Genomic DNA, 18,764 nt, shown 5'->3' with positions numbered 1-18,764 from the left:
TATAAAACGCGGGTTGCGCTAGCTTAGATTATATCAATAGGGCTGTAAAGATTCAATCGAAATCAAGAAAAGCCGCTCATCGGTCAGCGGCTTTAGTCATATGGTATTGATTTATTTATTTCCCATTCATCCAATCATAAAGAGAACGGGCTGCATGTGTCATGCCATCAGACAGCGCTTTTCCTGCCTTGGAGAAGGCATTAAAGCTCTCTATTTCCTCAAGCTGCTTTTGTTTTTCGGCAAGATCCTTTTCTGTAACAGCCGTTCCTAAGATAGAGGCTTCTCGTTCTTCATCGTCGTTCATTTGGATGGAGAACGCGCCTTTTAATTGCGGGTCATGGTAACCCTTCATTTGCAGCATGCCATTATTCGCCTGCTGCATTCCTAAAAAGACGCCAAATAGCAAGACTAGTCCTAAAATAATGGTTTTTCCAATAAATGATCCCATGCACCGTCACCACCTTAAGAGTGTTTTTTCTCATCCTTTGCTTTGCCGTTCACCTTTTCCGCGTCCCAGAAAATGTCGCTGAAGACATCAGCTGCTGCATTGGATGCATTTTTCAACTCTTCCATATTATTATCCACTCCGCCAAATTCTAAAAGTAGGGCTTTGTCGGATAAATCTTGATTATAAATTCCATTATCGCCAATTTCTCCTTTGGCAAACACACCGACACTGAGACCTTTATATTTTTTCTCCATCAAATGGTGGAACTCCGTCGCAAGCTTGAGATTTTTCTCATAGCTTTGATTCTTCTTCCCTACAACAAACGCAATTCTCGCATATTTTTTTCCTTTGATCTCGACAGTGGTGTCTTTCTTTCTTCTTGAGTCACGGTGGATATCAATTAAGTATTCGAGGTCATCATTTTTCGCTAAGGCTTCTTTTACGACCAATCTTGATTCATTATAAGATTGAGGATACTTTAATCCTTTTTGCAGGAGCCTTTTTTCAACTTCCGTTTTGTCGACCGTATTCCCGATTCCTTGCTGATCAAGCGCCTTTCCGAACATGTCGCCGACAAGGGTGACATTCACTTTTGAGTGCCGTGCATTGTTTGGATTCGTTTCTCCTTTTAAAAATGGTAAATATGATTCCGTATTATGCGTGTGGTAAATGTACACGGCTTTTCGTTTTCCTGTCGACCGGTCCGGCTCTTTCGCAGGCTTTTTCGGCACATCTTTGTCGAGCTTGTCCAGCTCTGCCAAATTTGCTTCTTTTTCATCTTGGATGACTTCACTTGGCGGCGGCGATTCCATTGGCATGTTGGTATAGTCTGTTCCTTCACCCGCTAAGATGATTTTTGTATCAAAATGTTCAAAACCTGGGAGTTCTCTCCCTAGAAAACTACGCGGGTCTTCTAAATTGATACTAGTCGCAAGCTTGAGTGACAGTCCAGAGAAATGAAACCCTTTTTGATCTTTCGGGACTGCTGAGGCGAAATATTGATTTTCCATACCCATTAATGTAGCGAAGAACGCTCCGGAAAGCTCATCTGCTACACCATATAGCGAGGCTTGCGGCCTCAGCTCTGGCTTTAAAGATGTCAACGCCCCTGACATCACAAACACCACAACAAGCGAGGCTATAAATAAGAAAATGCTTTTCACTACTTTTGTTCCATTAATCGCAACGACCAACTGTCGAGGACGGCGGGGTCTTTTTTTCATGATTTACTCCCTCCAGCACGCTTTCTAGTAATTACACTATGAGCGAGCTAGAGAAAGTAGAACCGATTAATGATTATAAGAACCCATGTTATCTTGAGAGATTTTTTGATGGAGTGCTGTATTTAATCCATTGGCGAGTACGTTTGCCATATCATCAATGAATGTATCCACTTCCTTAGGCGTGACCATTAAATTTTGCCCTAGCGGCGCAAGTACTTCATGGATCAGCTGCCGTTTCTCTTCTTCCGGAAGAGTCCCTACGATACCTAAAAATGATTGACGCGTTTCCTCATCTGGTAAGTCTTCTTCGTTTAGCACTTTTTTCTTCCCAAAAGTCAAACCAGCCGGCACAAGAGAGCGGGACGGCCGGTCATCTTTCAGTTCTCTACCAAAATGCTTTAAGACATAATCAATTGTGTCACTTGCAATGGTTACTGCATCTACCACTGTTGGAACGCCAATCGCAATCACTGGAATCCCCAACGTTTCTTTGCTTAATTCTTTCCGCTTATTCCCTACACCTGAACCGGGATGGATGCCTGTATCAGAGATTTGAATCGTGGTATTCACCCGTTCCACTGCACGAGCAGCAAGAGCATCGATTGCAATGACAAAATCAGGTTTGGACCGCTCGATTACACCTTGTATAATGTCGCTTGTTTCAATACCGGTCAGTCCCATCACTCCCGGTGATAAAGAGGACACTGGGCGATACCCTTCCTGTACATTTTCCGGCTGCAATTCAAAGAGATGCCGGGTCACAAGCAGGCTTTCAACCGTGAGCGGGCCTAGCGCATCTGGCGTGACATTCCAGTTTCCTAGTCCTACTACAAGACAGCTCGCATCAGCCTGAATGCCTCGGTCTTTTAAAAACTGAGCAAAATGACGCGCAAATACTTCGACGACTTTTTCCTGCATCTCAGAATCTTTCTCCCGAATGCCCTGCGCCTCAAGCGTCAAGTATGTTCCTGCCTTTTTGCTGGTCAGCTCCTCCCCTTCTTTCGTGATCTCCACTGTGCGTATACGGATGCCATGCTCCTCTTTTTCCTTTTCGACAATCCCTTGAATTCCGTCCTTTTTGACGACATTCGGATCGTTCTCTTGTTCTAGTATCTCTTTTGTTTCAACAGCCAAGTCTGTCCGGATTTGATAAGCACTTAAATCAAGTTTCTGTTTCTCCATAAAAAGACTCCTTCCACCAAGTAATTAACAGTAGTCTTTCCATCTCTTTAAAGAAACATTCGAGCGCTTCATCAATGAAAAATACTTTACATTTATATTGCATTCTAAAGGTGTGTTTGATAGAATACAACTTGTTCTATTGTGAAGATTTAACCTTAAGACAATTGTGTTTAGGTTGTATCTTAGGAGGTGAAACACATGCCAAATATTAAATCAGCGATCAAACGTACAAAAACGAATAACGAACGCCGTGCACATAACGCAACAATCAAGTCTGCGATGCGTACTGCGATTAAACAAGTTGAAGTTTCTGTAGCTAACAACGATGCTGAGCAAGCAAAAGCTGCTCTTTCTTCTGCTGCAAAACGCATTGACAAAGCCGTTAAAACTGGTCTTGTACACAAAAACGCAGCTGCGCGTTACAAGTCAAGACTTGCTAAACAAGTAAACGGACTTTCTGCATAATGCTTGCAACGCCTCAGTGATGAGGCAACTGTTTAACTGTACGTCCGTCCTGACCGGCTCAGCCATTAGGACAGACTGGCAATTATACATCTAAACAAAAACGACCCTCTTTTTAGAAGGTCGTTTTTTTTATGTTCAAGCGCCCAATAGTCGAAGCAGGAACAATTCTAACAATAGCTGCTTGTCTTTTTTACCGGTTTTCATTTCATAATCGATCGTTGATAGCTCTTTGACAATCTGCTTGAGCTCTTCTTCTGAAAACAGTCTTGCCTGATCCATAGCAAGTTTGACGCGGAATGGGTGGACTTTTAGATTTGAAGCAATTTGTTTTTGCCCATATCCTTGCTGAGCGAAATACTTCGTCTGCAAAATCAATCGAAATTGAGTTGATATGAGTGCTAATATTTTAATGGGTTCCTCATTTTGTTTCAGCAAATCATAAAACATCTGCATGGCCTCAGAGCGGCGTCTGTTGACAATTTGGTTAATTAATTCGAAAATATTCTGCTCTAAGCTTCTTGCAACGAGCTGATTGACATCCGCTAATTCAATTTCTTCTCGTTCTCCAATATATGTACTCAGCTTCCTGACCTCTTGAAACAATGTGGATAGACTCCCACCGCATAGCATCACAAGCTGCTCAGCCGCTTCAGATGTCATCGCCTTTCCTTCTGTTTTCACCAGTGTAATGGTGAAATCCGTTGTTTCTTTTGGGTTTAACTCTTTTGCCTCAACCATAGCCGCTTTCTTTTTTAGCAATTTGGTGATTTTCTTCCGTTCATCCAGCTTTTCATATGGTGCTAATAACACGAGAATGGTATAAGGCGCCGGCTTTTCTAAATAAGCTTCTAACACAGAAAGCTCATGCTCAATCTTCTCCTTTTTCTTTTCCGCTGTAAGAAAATAAGGATTCTTGATCACCACGAGACGCCTTTCTCCCATAAACGGAAAGGTTTCTGCATCCGTCACAGCCTGTTCAAGCGGCACCTCTTCCATATCAAAGACGGAGTAATTAAAATCCTTCGTCTCCTCGTCTACTACAGCTTGTCTTAATTTAGCTGCTGTTTCTTGCAGTAAATACGTTTCTTTTCCATATAAGCAATAAACGGGATGGATATCCCCTCTTTTTAAATTGTTCCAAACTTCAAAGACCATAAATTGAATCCCTCTCTTTCACTTCCTCCTCTATCCTAAAGTGTGTGAAGACATTAGTAAAGAGGAAGCTGAAAGTGCCGCCTCCTCATTTATAGTAAACGTCTGGTGCAAGCTCCCGGGTCAGCTCGCTGTCAGACGATATTCATAAAATGATCATGAAAATGGAAAACGGTTACTTTACCTTCTAGCAATTCCAAATGAGTTCAAGTATACTAAAATTAGCCAGGAGGGATGAAAATGAATGAATTTGAAAAAAATGTTCAAAGCAAGCGGAATGATGTGACCGACTCAGCCGTTGGTTTTATCGTCACATTCGGATTTTTCGCCTCAATGTTTATTTTGGCAACAATTATACACCTCGTTGGATCTTAACTTCATGATTGCTAAATGACTGCCGTTTTGGCAGTTTTTTTATTGATTTTGTAAGATATCATATGGAGGTTGCGTGTAAAACGTTCCTTTCTTCTCAAGAAATTCATAGGTCACACTTCCGTCTCGATCTGTGCGGTACACCTCCATTTGATGATCCTTTAGTTTTTTCAAAACTTCCTGATGAGGATGCTGATAACGATTGCGTTCACCAGCCGAAATGAGTGCATAGGACGGCTCCAGATGTCGAAGCCACTCCTCACTTGTTGACCCTTTACTGCCATGATGCCCAACCTTTAAGACATCCGCTCGCAGGTGGGGATAGGCTTCTATGATGTCTCGTTCCCCTTCTTGTTCAAGGTCTCCAGTGAACAGAAAACGTTTCCCACCAAGAGTAAAAGCCAGAACGAGTGAATCATTGTTCTTACTTGTCACCCGGTCTTGCGAAGGGTGCAGAACCTCAAATATGTGCTCTCCAACTCGGAGCTGATCTCCTCTTTCTAATTCATCAATAAATATCCCTTTTTTAGCTGCTTCTCTTAGCAGCTTTGCGTCCTCTGGACTTCGGGCAAAGCCTTTTGGTATGGCCAGCCGCTTTACTTTATTTCGGTTGATTAAACGAACCGCTTCTCCCATGTGATCTTGATCCGCATGCGTGAGAATCAGCACATCAAGTTTTGCTATACCTTTAGAATGCAGAAACGGGATCAGCGTTTGATCACCGATCGTAGATACTTTACGTCTTTTTTTCCACGGTTCCTCTTCAAAAGAAAGTCTGCCCCCTGTATCCACAAGCAGATGCCCCTTTCGATAGGGCAGTTGAATAAACAAACTATCCCCCTGCCCTACATCCAGCATCGTGACCTCCCCTTTTTGGAGAAAGTTCGGAGTAAAAAAGTGTACACTCAAAACACCAATGAAAAAAAGAATTGGCACAGAATAGGATTTCACAGAAGCTTTGCACTCCATCACAAACAGCAGAAAAACAATGGCACTCACTTCCAGAAGAATATGCCACCAAGTAGATTTCATAAAAATCAAGTTAAACCCATCAAAAACTGCCATATGTGCTGACAACTGATGACTTAGCTGGATGACCGAATCAAGCAGCTGGAACAATACTTGTCCAAGAGGGAGATAAATGATGGACAAAAGAAAAAAGAGTAAGGACAGAGGCAGGACAACCGTCGTATAAAAAGGGACAAACATCATATTCAATGGGATGCTCAGCAAAGAAAATTGCTGAAAATGATATAAAAGAACAGGAAGCGAGGCAAGCTGCGCAACAAAGGATATAAGGAATAACTGCATCACTGCACTTTTCGCTTGTGATAAGATTCTGGTCGATAACAAAATAAAGAACGTTACCACGAATGAAAGCTGAAATCCGATATCAAATAGATATAGAGGATGAAACGCTAATAAGAGTAAAAACGTTGCGCTTAATACGACAGCAGAAGGCTGTTTCATTTCTTTCGGCAGGCTCGTCATCACTAAATGGATTCCTGCCATGAGACAAGCTCTTAAAACCGATGGTGCAGCACCTGTCAAACAAGCATAAACAGGAAGAAAGCATAATAGAAGAATACGTGCTGTCTCTCTTGTCACACCGGCACGAAGCAGACACCAAAATAAACAGGCAAGAAGCGTTTGCACATGCAGTCCTGAGATCGCTAACAGATGAATAATGCCGAGCATTTGATAGTCTCTTAATGTGTCAGGATCAATCAACTCACGATCACCAAAAATAAGGGCCTGTACAATGCCTACAGAGTTTTTCGGCACATGATCTTCTAAGAATTTTAAGCCATTTTGCCTCATCGCTTGAAGATAATAGGAAGGTCTGTCTTTTTTTGTACAGCCTTTGATTGACTGCGGTAAGAAAATGGCGCTAATGCCTTTTGATTTTAGAAATTGATCATATTGAAACCCGTTAGGAATGGTTGCGTGTTTAGGCGGCCGAACATCACCTGTCATATGACAGCTCATACCTGGCTCTACATCTTTTAGCGCCTCTTTTTCACGCTCTGTTTTAATGGTATAGAAAGCGGCTAGCCGTTCATGTTCTGTTGACACAGTTGCTGAAAAACGATTGCCATCTGTCTTCGGAATACTTTCAATCACAACGGAGCCGGAAAGAAATTTTTCTTGTACAGGTTGATCCGTTTCAAAAAACTCATGAACCATAAAAATAAGAGTATAAACAGCTCCACATAGGCTGATCATGAGAAAGAGCTTGGGAATTTTTTTCAGTAGGCTGAGAAGTAATATGATGAGAAGAAAGAGAAGGAAATACATATGAAGATGATATGCAGCCAGAGCAATTCCAACAGCTGCTGAAATTGCCCCAAACGGCAAATAATTAAACATAGGAAGTAAATAATTGATTCGCCTTCTCATGCATAACGCGAATTTCTGTTTCACTAAGTCCTGATTCACTTAGCTTGCCAATTAAATCTGCAACAAAGGCCAATTTTTCTTGATTTTTTAAGTCGATGATCATTTCATCCAGTTCAACTTGTTCCGTTTGAACACCTGCCTGCTCAAATAAATCAACGGCATATGGGTGATTTTTATAATCCTTTGCATAGTACACGGTTCGAATACCTGCTTGAATAATGGCTTTACAGCACTGCAAACAAGGAAAATGCGTGACATATATTTCAGCATCCGCTGTAGGTGCACCAAATTTGGCACATTGTAAAATAGCGTTCATTTCCGCATGGATGGTGCGAACGCAGTGATGATCAATGACATAGCATCCCACATCTGCACAATGGACATCACCAGCAATTGAGCCATTATATCCCCCTGCAATGATACGCTTGTCTCTGACGATGGTCGCCCCAACAGCTAACCGCTCACAGGTGCTTCGTAAAGCAAGCAAATGGCTTTGTGCCATAAAATATTGATTCCATGAAATTCTTTCCACGAGCTGATCCCTCCAGAATGATGGTTGGTATTAAGTGTACATGCCTTCCTTCTATACCGTCAATTCTACTTCACGGTCAATTCACTTTTCAGCCGTTCAATGGTCTTCTCCCCAAAACCTGAAATGTTCCGCAAATCTTCAATTTGTTGAAATTCCCCGTGTTCCTCTCTGTACGTAATGATGGCTTCTGCTTTAGCTGGCCCTATTCCGTTAATGGTTTGCAATTCCGCCGCATCAGCCTGATTGACATTGACACCTTGACTCTTTTCTTTACCCGATGGAGCGTCAGCAGCTGCTATTTGCGTCTGCCTCTCCGCTTCTCCCTGCTTCCGGACATAAATCATCATACTGTCCTCTAATTTTGCTGCTTGATTGATTTCAATCGTGTCTGCTTTACTAGTAAAGCCCCCTGCTCTCCGAATCGCTTCTTCTACCCGTGCATCAAATTGAAACGTATAAACCCCTGGCTTTTTCACAGCTCCTTTGACCTCTACAAAAATGGGAGGTGATTCATTATCGGTCTTTTCTTGTTTGTCTTCTAATGTGACTTGTATGTCTTTATCTTCCTTCAATACACTTGGCTCTCTGCTGCTCTCCCTATTTCCTGCGAAAAGGAAGAAAGTGATGATGATCACGACCATGAGCCCAGCTCCGATATAAAGACTGTATTTTTTCAATGGAATGAGTCGCTTCACGTGCTCACGCTTCTTTCAATCATATTTTTCTATTGCTCAACATACTGTTTAGAAGATAACAGATCCTATGCGCCTAAGGAGGGAGAACGTTTGAATATCGGGATAATCGGTACAGGAAACATGGGTACCATACTTACTGAGGCATTTATTGAATCAAAGGCAGTCAATCCCTCATCCATCACCATCACAAACCGGACCATAGAAAAAGCGTTCAATATAAAAAAGAACCACCCAGAGCTTGAAGTAACGAAACAGCTTACAGGAGCTGTCATGAATAAGGATTTCATCTTTGTTTGTGTCAAGCCGCTTGATATTTATCCACTTTTAAAAGAGCTGAGCCCTCTTTTAACAGAACAGCAAACCATTGTCATCATTACAAGTCCGGTTCACCCTGAACAGCTTCAGGATATCGTTCCTTGTCAAACAGCCAGGCTGATTCCAAGCATTACGAACCGTGCTTTATCAGGAGCGTCACTTTTAACATTTGGATCGTCATGCAGTGTCGCGACGAAAACAGCGTTAAGACAGTTAGCTTCCTGCATTTCAACACCCATTGAGATTCATCATTCGATTACAAGAGCGGCGTCAGATATCGTCAGCTGCGGTCCTGCCTTTATCAGCTTTCTCGTTCAGAAAATGATTGAAGCAGCTGTCGAAGAAACAGATATTTCTAAAGAAGAAGCCACCACCTTATCAGAAGATATGCTTGTAGGACTTGGCCGTTTGATTGAAAAAAGAGTCTATACCCTTCCGACACTGCAAGACAAAGTGTGTGTTAAAGGCGGCGTCACTGGTGAAGGGATTAAAGCACTTGAAGCAGGTGTTCAAGATATGTTTCACCGCCTCTTTCAAAACACCCATGAAAAATTCGATGAAGACCTTGAAGCGGTTGCGCATCAATACCCGCCAAGTGTGTTTACTGATGATCGCAGAAATTAATCATCTCTGCAACAAGCGAAAAAAGGGTTTTAAAAAACCATCGTTCCATTAAACGATGGTTTTTGGTTTCTTAGCTGAAATGAAAAATCTTTCGGCGAATTCCCCAGGGACTTCATTTGTAAAATCAGCGGTCACTTCTATCTGTTCAAAGCCAGCGGACTCAAGGAACGCCGCATATGTCTCAAATGGAAATGTACGCTGTTCATGTGTCTCATCATAACGCTGATACACGTCTCCGTCCTTTACAAAAAAGCTTAAATCGTGAATGACCGAATACATGTCATCCCCTTTATCACTCTGCCAAATATAGCTGATCTCTTCATCTTGATCGGCATAAGTCGAACCTGGGAATACCTCTTCCATTTTATAAGGTGTATGAACATCAAAGAGTAAAACCCCATCTGCCTCTAAAAGCTGAAACATGTTTTTAAAGGTTTTTTTGACGTCATTTTCGTTTTTTAAGTAATTCAAGGAATCACAGCAAATAACCGCTGCTTGAAAGACTTGCTCAAAACCCGTAAGCTCTCTCATATCTTGATGTAAAAATTGAATGGACTGCTTTTTCGCCTGTGCTTTTTGCTGCGCGAAGACCAGCATTTCTTCACTGAGGTCAATTCCTGTGACTGTGTGGCCCTTTTCAGCTAACCGAAGAGAAATTTCTCCAGTCCCACAGCCAACATCAATAATGGCAGCATTCGGTTTGATATTCTGCTGGATCCACTGAACCCATTCATCATAAGGTGCATGTGTCATGAGCTCGTCATACACACCTGCAAACCCTTGATAAATCATGAGTTAATGCCAAGTGAAAGCGTTTCTCTCGGCGCATCTCCCCATAGCTTCTCTAGGTTGTAGTATCCTCTTTCTTCTTTGTGGAACACATGAGCAATGACATCACCAAGATCAATCAATACCCATCTTGCTTCATCAAAGCCTTCCATCTTCTTCACTTCGATTCCACTTTCCTCTGCAAGATGTTTTACTTCTCTTGCAATGGCCTGCACTTGCTTATCAGAGTTCCCGTGACAAATGAGAAAATAATCGGCAACAAGTGAGATTCCTTGCATATTAAGGGCAATAATATCCTCAGCCCGTTTATCATCGCATGCTCCTGCCGCGACGTTTAAAATTGATGATGAATCCATCCAAATTCCTCCTTAATTGTTCTTATGCACAAGCGAGTTGTAAGTAGCCAATGTATCTGGAAAGACTGGCTGATTCTTTTTCAATAAGAAGCTGATGGTGTTTTTTAGTGACTGAACCAACGCGCTATCCAAATCATGCTCTGCTAACTCTCTTACTTCTTCAACACCAGGGAAATGACGTCCTGGTTCGATATAATCAGCGACATAAATGACCTTTTCAAGTAATGTCATGTTTGGCCTGCCTGATGTATGAAATTCAATGGCAGTTAAAATGTCTTGATCGTCAATGCCTGCTTCCTTTTTAACCAGATAAGCACCAACTGGGGCATGCCAAAGCTCAGGCGAATATTCAAGCAATAGAGGGTTCATCTGTTCCTTCTGGATAATTCCCTTCATTTCTTCCTTTGGTCTAAATTTCGCATAATCATGAAAAATAGCGGCGATCTCTGCTTTTTTCACATCTGCACCGAACCGTTCCGCTAATGAAATGGCTGCACTCATGACCCCGAGTGTATGTGTATATCTATGCTCTGTTAACTGCTCTTTGACACAGTTCAATGCTTCTTCACGATTCATATAAATGATGCTCCTTTATATAACGCTCAACAGCTTTCGGTATCAAATAATCGACAGGTTTTTCCTGCTTTATTCGCTGCCTAATCAATGTCGATGATACATCAAAAGCTGGAACATCTGCAAATAAAAGAGGATATGCCGTACTTCCGGCATAACCCGGTCTTTTCATCCCAATAAAGGTGATCATCTGAAGCAAATCATCAATCCGATGCCATTTTGGCAAATACTCGACCATGTCCGCTCCAATCATAAAAAAGAACTCATCTTCAGGATGACGCTTCTTTAAAAGCTCCACCGTATCCACTGTATAAGATGGACCCTCTCGCTCCATTTCAATGAGCTCCAGCCGAAAATATGGATTTGACTGGATCGCCGCTTCCACCATTTTCACCCGGTGACGACTATCTGCTCGTTTCCGGTCTGTTTTATGAGGGGGCTTGTGATTTGGGATAAACCACATTTCATCAAGCCCCACTTGAAAACGCACTTCATTCGCCATCAGCAAATGACCATTATGAGGAGGATCAAACGTACCGCCGAACAACCCTATTTTTTTCATATCACATCCACCTTTACGGCAGCTTAATTTGTTTATTTTCCTTCGATTCTTTATAAAGGACAATCACATTTCCGATCGTTTGAACAAGTTCAGCTTTTGCACCTTTTACAAGTGCTTTCGCAACTTCCGTTTTGTCCTCATCGCAGTTTTGTAATACGCTGACCTTTAACAGTTCTCTTACTTCAAGCGCCTCGGAAATTTGCTTGATCATATTGTCATTTACCCCGCCTTTTCCTACTTGAAAAATAGGTGATAAATGATGTGCTTTTGCACGTAAAAAACGTTTTTGTTTCCCTTTTAACATGGTGTTCCTCCTAATTTCTCTATTACAATTGACTTCATTTTTCTGGCGTCAGGCGTGATGCCTGTCCACAGTTCAAAGGCTCTTGCTGCTTGTCCAACAAACATGCCGACACCATCTACTGTTTTCAAACCTAACCCGGCTGCTTCTTTGAGCAGCTTTGTTTCTATTGGATTATACACAATATCACAAACGACCGCTGTTTTTTTTGCGTTTGCTAAAGAAATCGGGGTTTCTTCAACATTCGGGTACATACCGATTGAGGTCGTATGGATGATGACATCATATTCCCCAAGTCGTTCTTCTGCTGTCTTTAAAGTAATGGCACTAGATGTGATGTTCCCATCTGCACTTTCAATTAAAGCCTCAGCTTTTTCAATGGTGCGGTTGGTGATATCAAAGCTTTTCGGTGCATAGTCAGCGATTGTCGTATAAATCGCTCTTGCTGCTCCGCCAGCACCAATCATTAGAAATGACAGCTCTGTTAAAGGCTGATCCAAGGCTTCAAGCAATGAATGAAGAAAGCCCTCTCCATCTGTGTTGTACCCGACGAGCTGACCTCCTTCAAGCCGCACCGTATTGACTGCACGCAGGCGTTCAGCTGTCACATCAATTTTATCAAGGTACTGCATAATGTCTACCTTGTGCGGAACAGTGACGTTAAAGCCGCTTATTCCTAAGGCTTTCATACCGCGAATGGCATCTTTAAGGTCTTCGTCTTCTACTTGAAAGCCATGATAATGTCCATCAATCCCAGCATCCTTCAATGCTGCATTATGAATATCCGGAGACATTGAATGACCAACAGGGTTACCGATTAATCCGTATAAAGGTTTCAAGGTCTCTCCCCCTTTGAACATTTAAATTAACGAACGTCTCATAAACACATGAACGCCTTTTGGCGCATAGACTTTGATTTGCTTCCCTGCATCATTTGCCGTTACCCATCCTAAGCCTGAAAAGACGATGTCCATTTTCGGCTGATCAATCGTAAAGGTATGCGGAACGAGCGGAGGGAAATCTTCCATCCCCTCTTTTGATGGCGGTGATAGCAGTTCCCCGGCATGTTTTTCATATAAATCATCTGCGTTCTCTAACTTTGTTCTGTGTATGTTCAGCTCATTTGGCATATAGCAGACAAATGACGTTCTGCCGCCTTTTACATAATCAAATCGAGCAAGGCCGCCAAAATAAAGCGTTTGTGCTTCATTTAATTGGAACGTTCTCGGTTTCAATTCTTTTTTCGGCGTTAAGATCTTCAAGTCATTTTTGCTGACATAGTGCGCCATCTGATGACGGTTGATAATGCCTGGCGTATCAAATAGAGCAGATCCGTCATCAAGCGGGATCTCAATGGCATCAAGTGTTGTACCTGGATATTGGGATGTGGTGATCACGTTCTCTTCGCCAGATACTTCTTTGATGATTCGATTGATAAATGTTGATTTTCCAACATTCGTACAGCCGACGACATAGACATTTCTTCCCTCACGGTAATGATCGATCGCTTCCATCACCTCAGGTACGCCCTGACCTCTGCTTGCACTGATTAAGAAAACATCGATCGGGTTCAATCCGTTTTCTTTCGCTTCCCGTTTCATCCAATGAATCAGACGATCTTTTTTCACGGATTTCGGTAAAATATCTACTTTGTTGCCGACGAGTAAAATCGGATTACCACCGACAATACGACTCAGCCCATTGATCCAGCTTCCGTTAAAGTCAAAAATATCAACGACCTTTACAATCAGAGAATCTGTCTCTCCAATGCTGTGCAATATATTTAAAAAGTCGTCTTCTGTTAAAGAAACATCTTGTATTTCATTGTAGTTCTTTAACCTAAAACAGCGCTGACAGATCACATCTTCTTTCAATAGAGATGCTGCCGGCGCATATCCTAATTGATCTTTATCTTCCGTCTGAATGGCTACACCGCAGCCAATACAAACAACCTTTTCCATTATTACTCTTCCTCCCACTGAATGTGGCCCTTACGCTTTAAGGCTCCTAAAATTCTGCGTTCAATCTGCCTGTTAAACTTGGTGAAAAATCCGTCCGAGGCAGCGACAGGGACGACCAAAATCGTATGGAAGCCATGACGATTCCCGCCTAGTACATCGGTCATGAGCTGATCCCCAATGACCACCACATCTTCTTTTTTCAATTGCATATCAGAGACTGCCTTATTAAAGGCTCTTCCCATAGGCTTTTTCGCTTTATAAATAAACGGGATATGAACTGGTTCAGAAAAAAGCTTGACCCTTTTTTCATTATTGTTCGATACAATCGTCACTTGTATCCCGTGATCCTTCATTTCTTGAAACCATTCAATTAAGCGGGGCGTCGCACTTGGACGGTCCCATTCTACTAGTGTGTTATCTAAATCGGTAATAATTCCTTTTACATTTCGTTCTTTTAGTTTTTGCGGTGAAATGTGGAAAATGCTTTTCACAAATTCATCCGGTAAGAAATACTTCTTTAGCACAATTTGCACCCTTTCTTCCATTGGTTTTTCAGCGATTGTGTCGAATCAAATCACAATTTGTCTGTCTATCGAATACAATGAAAAAGTTTTCGACATATGACGAGGACCTTCAACAGGTGTGGATAATTTTACACACATTATCCACCTATATTTCATCACGCTTTCATTCAATTATAAACACTCTACCCACAAGTTATCCACTTCACCATGTGGATAACAGAACGATTGTTCTTGTTTCCCATTCATGGTAGATTAAAGGTACTTCAGAGACATTCGATCAACCTATGATGATATGTCTTTTCCTTAAGTTTTATGCCAACTTTTTCAGGGGAGGTGTTTTTCCCATCATATGGGTTTCTAGTATGAAAAAGCTGTCAGATGATTTACTTATAGAATCGTATTATAAAGCAAATGAAATGAACTTAAATCGCGACTTCATTGAATTAATTGAGACAGAAATGAAAAGACGTTCGCTCGGGCATATGCTCTCTGTTTCCTCTTAATTCCATTTCGCAGGAACCATGCCTCCCGAGCACTCTCCTTTTTTAAACTCAGGTGACTGATATTATATCACTTGCGCTATAGGCTTACTACTATTTTCCGTAAAAAACACCCCTTCTCATCAAAGAAGAGGTGTCTTATTTGCAAGGCTGTTCATTCCAAAACCATAACCCTCCGCCTACGACCAAAATGACCACAAGGAACACAACAAGAAAAGCGTAACCGATTCCTGCTCCTTGAGCTGGATAAGGTGAACACGCAGGGTAAGGATAAGGGCATCCCCACATATCAGTTACCTCCTTCTAGGAAGATATACTGTTAGACTATGCTGGATGGATGGTCTTGTTTAGGCAGATGGCCATCATTTAAAAATGTTTGATGACATCACGCTCTTTGATTTCGTTATAAATAATTCTTGCCCCTTTTGGCGTCATATGATTGCCAGAAGGGTCGATCAAACCTGATTGAATCAGCGCATTGTCACTATCTTCACCAGCTTCTCGGATGAACGCTTTCCAATTGTCGACAAGCGGTACTTGCTGATCCTTGGCTATTTCTCTCGTAATGTCATTATAGGAATTTTGCCAAGCTCTTGCCCCGCCTCTCTCAGCAAAATAAGATGACTTATACCTAGAGTAGTAATACAAGCCCTTTTTTCCGCCTTCTACAACAGGTACACAGGTCATGAGAATCGGGGTAATGCCTTCTTTTCTACTTTCAGAAATGAAGTAGGATACATTTTCTTTAAATCGTTTTTTCGTCACGCGGGGATGTTTCCCATCTAAAATCGCCGCATCATTCGTACCGAACATGATGAGGACGTAAGTTGGTTTCTGCTTTAAAATATCCTGCTCAAAGCGAAGCTTCGCGTCTTCAGTTGTCTGCCCGCCAATGCCTGCATTCTTCACTTGAATTTGGCCGCGCTCGACGTTTTTCATGAGATTCACCCATTTTTCAGATGTTGGATAATCTCGAAAGTCCCAGTTTGATCCCCTTGTATTGCTGTCGCCAAATGCAATGACACTTTCTTGTTCTGGCTTTGAGCACCCAGCAGCGACACAAAGCAGGATAAAAAGGACAACACATTTCTTCACAACATTCACCTCCAAAAGCCCTCTTCATATAGTAAACGACAAGACTTTTGGTTTCAATGAATGACTGTTTTTGACGAATGCTTCCTATTGCAGTTGAACAGGTACATACGCTTTGTCATGATGCAGCAGTTCGCTCACTTTGACAAATTCATAGCCTCGATCCTTTAATTCAGGAATCACTTGTTTCAGTGCTTCTACCGTCTGCTTCCGATTGCCCCCGCCATCATGCAAAAGAATGATATCGCCGCCTTGAATATGATCAATAATCCGGCTCGCAATTTTGCGTGAGCCTGGTCTTGACCAGTCCTTCGGATCTTGCGTAAAGGACCACATGACCACATCATATCCTTGCTTTGACAAAATGCGGAATGATGTCTTCGTCAAGCGGCCGCCAGGGGGGCGAAATAATAAGGGTCCGCCAGGCTGAAGTGAAGCGATATGAGCCGCTGATTCTTTTAGCTCCTGCTTGATCTCTTTTGAGGATAACAGGTCAAAATACGTATGATTCATCGTGTGATTGCCAAGCTCATTTCCTTCGTCCACAATCCGTTCTGCGATCTTTGGATATGCGTGAATCCGGCTTCCTACGACAAAAAAGCTGGCATTTACTTGATGCTGCTTCAGCACATCCAATATTTGATTCGTGTAAACTGGATGAGGTCCATCATCAAAGGTGATCGCAATCTTTTTCCGTTCCGCTCTCATGTCCCAAAAGGCATGTCCCGTTTTTTCAAGATCGACTCGTTTTAATGTATATGCCTCTACTTCATTAGGAACAAAAGCACATAGCAGCAATATACACATCAAGACATGCAACCCTCTCATTTGACCGCCTCCACAGAACATTCTTACAGATTAAATTGCCCGCTTTTTGATGAATCATTCAGCATTCATAGTCACGGTCCGCATCTCTGACTTCTTTTTTGACATAAAAAAAAGCCGGCCCATCAGGCCCGCTTTTTGTTTCACGTTTGGTTTCTCTCTTCAACTGTCGAACGTTGCTTAGAATTCATACAGACACTCTCCTTCTTGGATTTGATTTTGAGCCCATAATAATTTCTGATAATACTGGTTGGACTTCTGGTATTGTTGAGAGGCTTCTAAGGCTGTCGCAATTTCTAGTGAGATATCCTCTATATAAGAGTATAGGCTAAGTTTTTCCAAATAATCAATGGTTTTTTGCAGTTGTTCTTCATTCATTCCTTGAACATATAAAGCATCCAGATACTCAAACATATGACAAAACAGCTGGTCTTCATGCTTCTTTGCAGCTAATTTTCCATCTTCTAATATGCGGCGTGCTTCCACTTGTTCATTTTGTCTAAAAAGCAGTTTTGCCAGCGTATAGAGCGTATGCGGAAGCGTGGGAAGCTGCTCTTTACAGGCAATATCAGCCGATTCCGTTAAATAGCGTTCTGCTTCCTCTCTATAGCCCAGCTCCCCATAACATTTTCCTAAATTATAAAGCGCTGAACTGTATATCCGCGGATGATCAATCTGTGATGCGAGCTGTTTTGCCTTTTTTAAATGAGGCAGTGCCCGGTCTTTTCGTTTTAGATCTTGATAGTTTCCTGAGATAACAAAAAGACACTGAATGATGCGAATAGAGTAGGCATCATGCTGATCGTATATTTCCAGCGCCTTTAAAATATGATGCATCGAGACATGCGTTTGCTTCATTATATAGTAGGCTTCTGCTACTTTAAAATGAAACTCAGCCTGCTCAATATCATCAAATACCATGGACAGCTGTTTTTCTGCCACTCGATAATATTTGACGGCTTCTAAATATTCTTTTTGACTAAACTCATGCATGCCACGAAAAAATGCATGGTAATAATGCAGCATATCAGATAACTCATGATTGGAATTTTCGATTTTATCGACAAGATTAGATACTGAGAAAGGTTGATATTTTGAAGGGTGTATATAGTCAAGCATGATTTGGTGCCGAAAACACATGAGCTGATAATAAATCAGTAAATGCTGGTCCTCTTCCATCCGTTCAATTTCCGCTTCTACTTCTGCTTTCAGGATTTCCGCATCTGGAACACTGAACTGCCGTATCATTCGATACCATTCATTAATTTTCATACCTACATGTGAAGAAAGAACCTTCCCCATGTTCCGAAAAAACCCCTTCCTTTTCGGTCTAATATTACATATTTTAGCACGCTTCTTGACCGCCAAGCACCGCAAAGAAACCGCAAACATATGAGAAGGGCAGCAAAAACAGACGAACAGAAGCCCGTTTTTTTCGAAAAAGATGATTTTTTCATCGTACAGACACAGACAATCCCCCCTTCACATACATTTGAGGATATAGGCAGTGGCCTAAACATGGTGGAGGTGAAAATCGTGGCAGGAGTATTTACAGCGATGGGATTGATGGTCAAAGAATTGGTGTTCTTAGTGTCCTATGTCAAAAACAATGCCTTTCCACAGCCCCTTTCAGGAGATGATGAAAAAAAATACTTAGCCCTTATGGCACAGGGCGATGAACACGCGAGAAATATGCTGATTGAACATAACCTTCGGCTCGTCGCCCATATTGTCAAGAAATTTGAAAATACCGGGGAAGACGCTGAAGACCTCATCTCCATCGGGACGATCGGACTCATTAAAGCCATCGAAAGCTATTCCTCTGGAAAAGGAACAAAGCTGGCAACGTATGCGGCGCGGTGTATTGAAAACG

General features: G+C 41.9%; 24 protein-coding genes. 5 read left to right on the top strand and 19 right to left on the bottom strand.

The window, feature by feature from the left end; all coding sequences use genetic code 11:
- Positions 1-115: 115 nt before the first annotated feature.
- The 3 genes from ACSSTM_RS00120 to gpr form a co-directional block, all read right to left on the bottom strand.
- Positions 116-448 carry a YqxA family protein gene (locus ACSSTM_RS00120; RefSeq protein ID WP_034661365.1) on the bottom strand — a complete coding sequence of 111 codons (333 nt, stop codon included), beginning with the start codon at positions 446-448 and terminating at the stop codon, positions 116-118.
- 14 nt (positions 449-462) lie between these two features.
- Entirely contained in the window at positions 463-1,671 is a 1,209-nt protein-coding gene (locus ACSSTM_RS00115; protein WP_437403945.1) for a stage II sporulation protein P, read from the bottom strand.
- Positions 1,672-1,737: 66 nt separating this feature from the next.
- A complete protein-coding gene (gene gpr, locus ACSSTM_RS00110) occupies positions 1,738-2,853 on the bottom strand; it encodes a GPR endopeptidase (RefSeq protein ID WP_034661368.1) in 1,116 nt (371 codons plus the stop codon).
- Positions 2,854-3,051: 198 nt separating this feature from the next.
- Between gpr and rpsT the strand changes: the two genes are divergently transcribed.
- On the top strand, positions 3,052-3,318 hold the full coding sequence (rpsT, locus tag ACSSTM_RS00105) for a 30S ribosomal protein S20 (RefSeq protein WP_008342485.1): 267 nt from the start codon (positions 3,052-3,054) through the stop codon (positions 3,316-3,318).
- A 135-nt stretch (positions 3,319-3,453) separates the two neighbouring features.
- On the opposite strand, the gene holA is transcribed toward rpsT, so the two are convergent.
- Entirely contained in the window at positions 3,454-4,473 is a 1,020-nt protein-coding gene (gene holA, locus ACSSTM_RS00100) for a DNA polymerase III subunit delta (protein WP_034661369.1), read from the bottom strand.
- 237 nt (positions 4,474-4,710) lie between these two features.
- Here holA and ACSSTM_RS00095 point away from each other — a divergent pair, with 237 nt between their 5' ends.
- Positions 4,711-4,845, top strand: a complete 135-nt coding sequence (locus ACSSTM_RS00095) for a YqzM family protein (RefSeq protein ID WP_012010638.1) — start codon at positions 4,711-4,713, stop codon at positions 4,843-4,845.
- 39 nt (positions 4,846-4,884) lie between these two features.
- Here the strand turns inward: ACSSTM_RS00095 and ACSSTM_RS00090 are convergent, their stop codons facing one another.
- The 3 genes from ACSSTM_RS00090 to ACSSTM_RS00080 form a co-directional block, all read right to left on the bottom strand.
- A complete protein-coding gene (locus tag ACSSTM_RS00090; protein WP_437404284.1) occupies positions 4,885-7,212 on the bottom strand; it encodes a DNA internalization-related competence protein ComEC/Rec2 in 2,328 nt (775 codons plus the stop codon).
- Entirely contained in the window at positions 7,205-7,774 is a 570-nt protein-coding gene (locus ACSSTM_RS00085) for a ComE operon protein 2 (protein ID WP_034661371.1), read from the bottom strand. Before ACSSTM_RS00085 ends, ACSSTM_RS00090 begins: the two co-directional genes overlap by 8 nt.
- A gap of 65 nt (positions 7,775-7,839) precedes the next feature.
- Positions 7,840-8,469, bottom strand: a complete 630-nt coding sequence (locus ACSSTM_RS00080) for a helix-hairpin-helix domain-containing protein (RefSeq protein ID WP_034661372.1) — start codon at positions 8,467-8,469, stop codon at positions 7,840-7,842.
- A gap of 90 nt (positions 8,470-8,559) precedes the next feature.
- Between ACSSTM_RS00080 and comER the strand changes: the two genes are divergently transcribed.
- The gene (comER, locus tag ACSSTM_RS00075; RefSeq protein ID WP_034661373.1) at positions 8,560-9,408 is read left to right on the top strand and encodes a late competence protein ComER; all 849 of its coding nucleotides are present in this window, start codon (positions 8,560-8,562) and stop codon (positions 9,406-9,408) included.
- Positions 9,409-9,456: 48 nt separating this feature from the next.
- Here the strand turns inward: comER and ACSSTM_RS00070 are convergent, their stop codons facing one another.
- From ACSSTM_RS00070 to ACSSTM_RS00035, 8 genes are read right to left on the bottom strand one after another with little or no spacing between them, the layout of a single operon-like run.
- Entirely contained in the window at positions 9,457-10,200 is a 744-nt protein-coding gene (locus tag ACSSTM_RS00070; protein ID WP_437403944.1) for a class I SAM-dependent DNA methyltransferase, read from the bottom strand.
- Positions 10,197-10,553 (bottom strand): ribosome silencing factor, encoded by a 357-nt coding sequence (gene rsfS, locus ACSSTM_RS00065; protein WP_003217467.1) that lies wholly within the window; start codon positions 10,551-10,553, stop codon positions 10,197-10,199. The genes ACSSTM_RS00070 and rsfS overlap by 4 nt, the downstream gene beginning before the upstream one ends.
- Positions 10,554-10,565: 12 nt before the next feature.
- Entirely contained in the window at positions 10,566-11,129 is a 564-nt protein-coding gene (gene yqeK, locus ACSSTM_RS00060; protein WP_034661375.1) for a bis(5'-nucleosyl)-tetraphosphatase (symmetrical) YqeK, read from the bottom strand.
- Positions 11,119-11,688, bottom strand: coding sequence for a nicotinate-nucleotide adenylyltransferase (locus ACSSTM_RS00055; protein WP_034661376.1), 570 nt, complete (start codon positions 11,686-11,688; stop codon positions 11,119-11,121). The genes yqeK and ACSSTM_RS00055 overlap by 11 nt, the downstream gene beginning before the upstream one ends.
- Positions 11,689-11,701: 13 nt before the next feature.
- Positions 11,702-11,992 (bottom strand): ribosome assembly RNA-binding protein YhbY, encoded by a 291-nt coding sequence (gene yhbY, locus ACSSTM_RS00050; RefSeq protein ID WP_034661378.1) that lies wholly within the window; start codon positions 11,990-11,992, stop codon positions 11,702-11,704.
- Positions 11,986-12,828 carry a shikimate dehydrogenase gene (aroE, locus tag ACSSTM_RS00045; protein ID WP_034661380.1) on the bottom strand — a complete coding sequence of 281 codons (843 nt, stop codon included), beginning with the start codon at positions 12,826-12,828 and terminating at the stop codon, positions 11,986-11,988. Before aroE ends, yhbY begins: the two co-directional genes overlap by 7 nt.
- A gap of 21 nt (positions 12,829-12,849) precedes the next feature.
- Positions 12,850-13,950 carry a ribosome biogenesis GTPase YqeH gene (gene yqeH, locus ACSSTM_RS00040; protein WP_034661381.1) on the bottom strand — a complete coding sequence of 367 codons (1,101 nt, stop codon included), beginning with the start codon at positions 13,948-13,950 and terminating at the stop codon, positions 12,850-12,852.
- Between the two features lie 2 nt (positions 13,951-13,952).
- Positions 13,953-14,474, bottom strand: coding sequence for a YqeG family HAD IIIA-type phosphatase (locus ACSSTM_RS00035; RefSeq protein WP_034662006.1), 522 nt, complete (start codon positions 14,472-14,474; stop codon positions 13,953-13,955).
- Positions 14,475-14,836: 362 nt separating this feature from the next.
- Here ACSSTM_RS00035 and ACSSTM_RS00030 point away from each other — a divergent pair, with 362 nt between their 5' ends.
- Positions 14,837-14,977: a sporulation histidine kinase inhibitor Sda gene (locus tag ACSSTM_RS00030; RefSeq protein WP_003217327.1), complete on the top strand. Its 141-nt coding sequence runs from the start codon at positions 14,837-14,839 to the stop codon at positions 14,975-14,977.
- Positions 14,978-15,112: 135 nt separating this feature from the next.
- Here the strand turns inward: ACSSTM_RS00030 and ACSSTM_RS00025 are convergent, their stop codons facing one another.
- The 4 genes from ACSSTM_RS00025 to ACSSTM_RS00010 form a co-directional block, all read right to left on the bottom strand.
- Positions 15,113-15,262, bottom strand: a complete 150-nt coding sequence (locus ACSSTM_RS00025) for a hypothetical protein (RefSeq protein ID WP_003217499.1) — start codon at positions 15,260-15,262, stop codon at positions 15,113-15,115.
- Between the two features lie 78 nt (positions 15,263-15,340).
- The gene (locus ACSSTM_RS00020) at positions 15,341-16,069 is read right to left on the bottom strand and encodes an SGNH/GDSL hydrolase family protein (RefSeq protein ID WP_223249890.1); all 729 of its coding nucleotides are present in this window, start codon (positions 16,067-16,069) and stop codon (positions 15,341-15,343) included.
- Between the two features lie 84 nt (positions 16,070-16,153).
- Positions 16,154-16,894 carry a polysaccharide deacetylase family protein gene (locus ACSSTM_RS00015; protein WP_095285408.1) on the bottom strand — a complete coding sequence of 247 codons (741 nt, stop codon included), beginning with the start codon at positions 16,892-16,894 and terminating at the stop codon, positions 16,154-16,156.
- A gap of 177 nt (positions 16,895-17,071) precedes the next feature.
- Positions 17,072-18,193 carry a Rap family tetratricopeptide repeat protein gene (locus tag ACSSTM_RS00010; RefSeq protein ID WP_034661385.1) on the bottom strand — a complete coding sequence of 374 codons (1,122 nt, stop codon included), beginning with the start codon at positions 18,191-18,193 and terminating at the stop codon, positions 17,072-17,074.
- Between the two features lie 234 nt (positions 18,194-18,427).
- Here ACSSTM_RS00010 and ACSSTM_RS00005 point away from each other — a divergent pair.
- A partial coding sequence (locus ACSSTM_RS00005; RefSeq protein WP_141227722.1) for a sigma-70 family RNA polymerase sigma factor occupies positions 18,428-18,764 on the top strand: 337 nt, incomplete at its 3' end.

Origin of the sequence: Bacillus sp. RK1064, from assembly GCF_051488405.1 — a bacterium.
Lineage (GTDB): Bacteria > Bacillota > Bacilli > Bacillales > Bacillaceae > Bacillus.
Note: the sequence above shows the minus strand (reverse complement) of the source record. Positions and strands in the feature narration are given on the sequence as shown.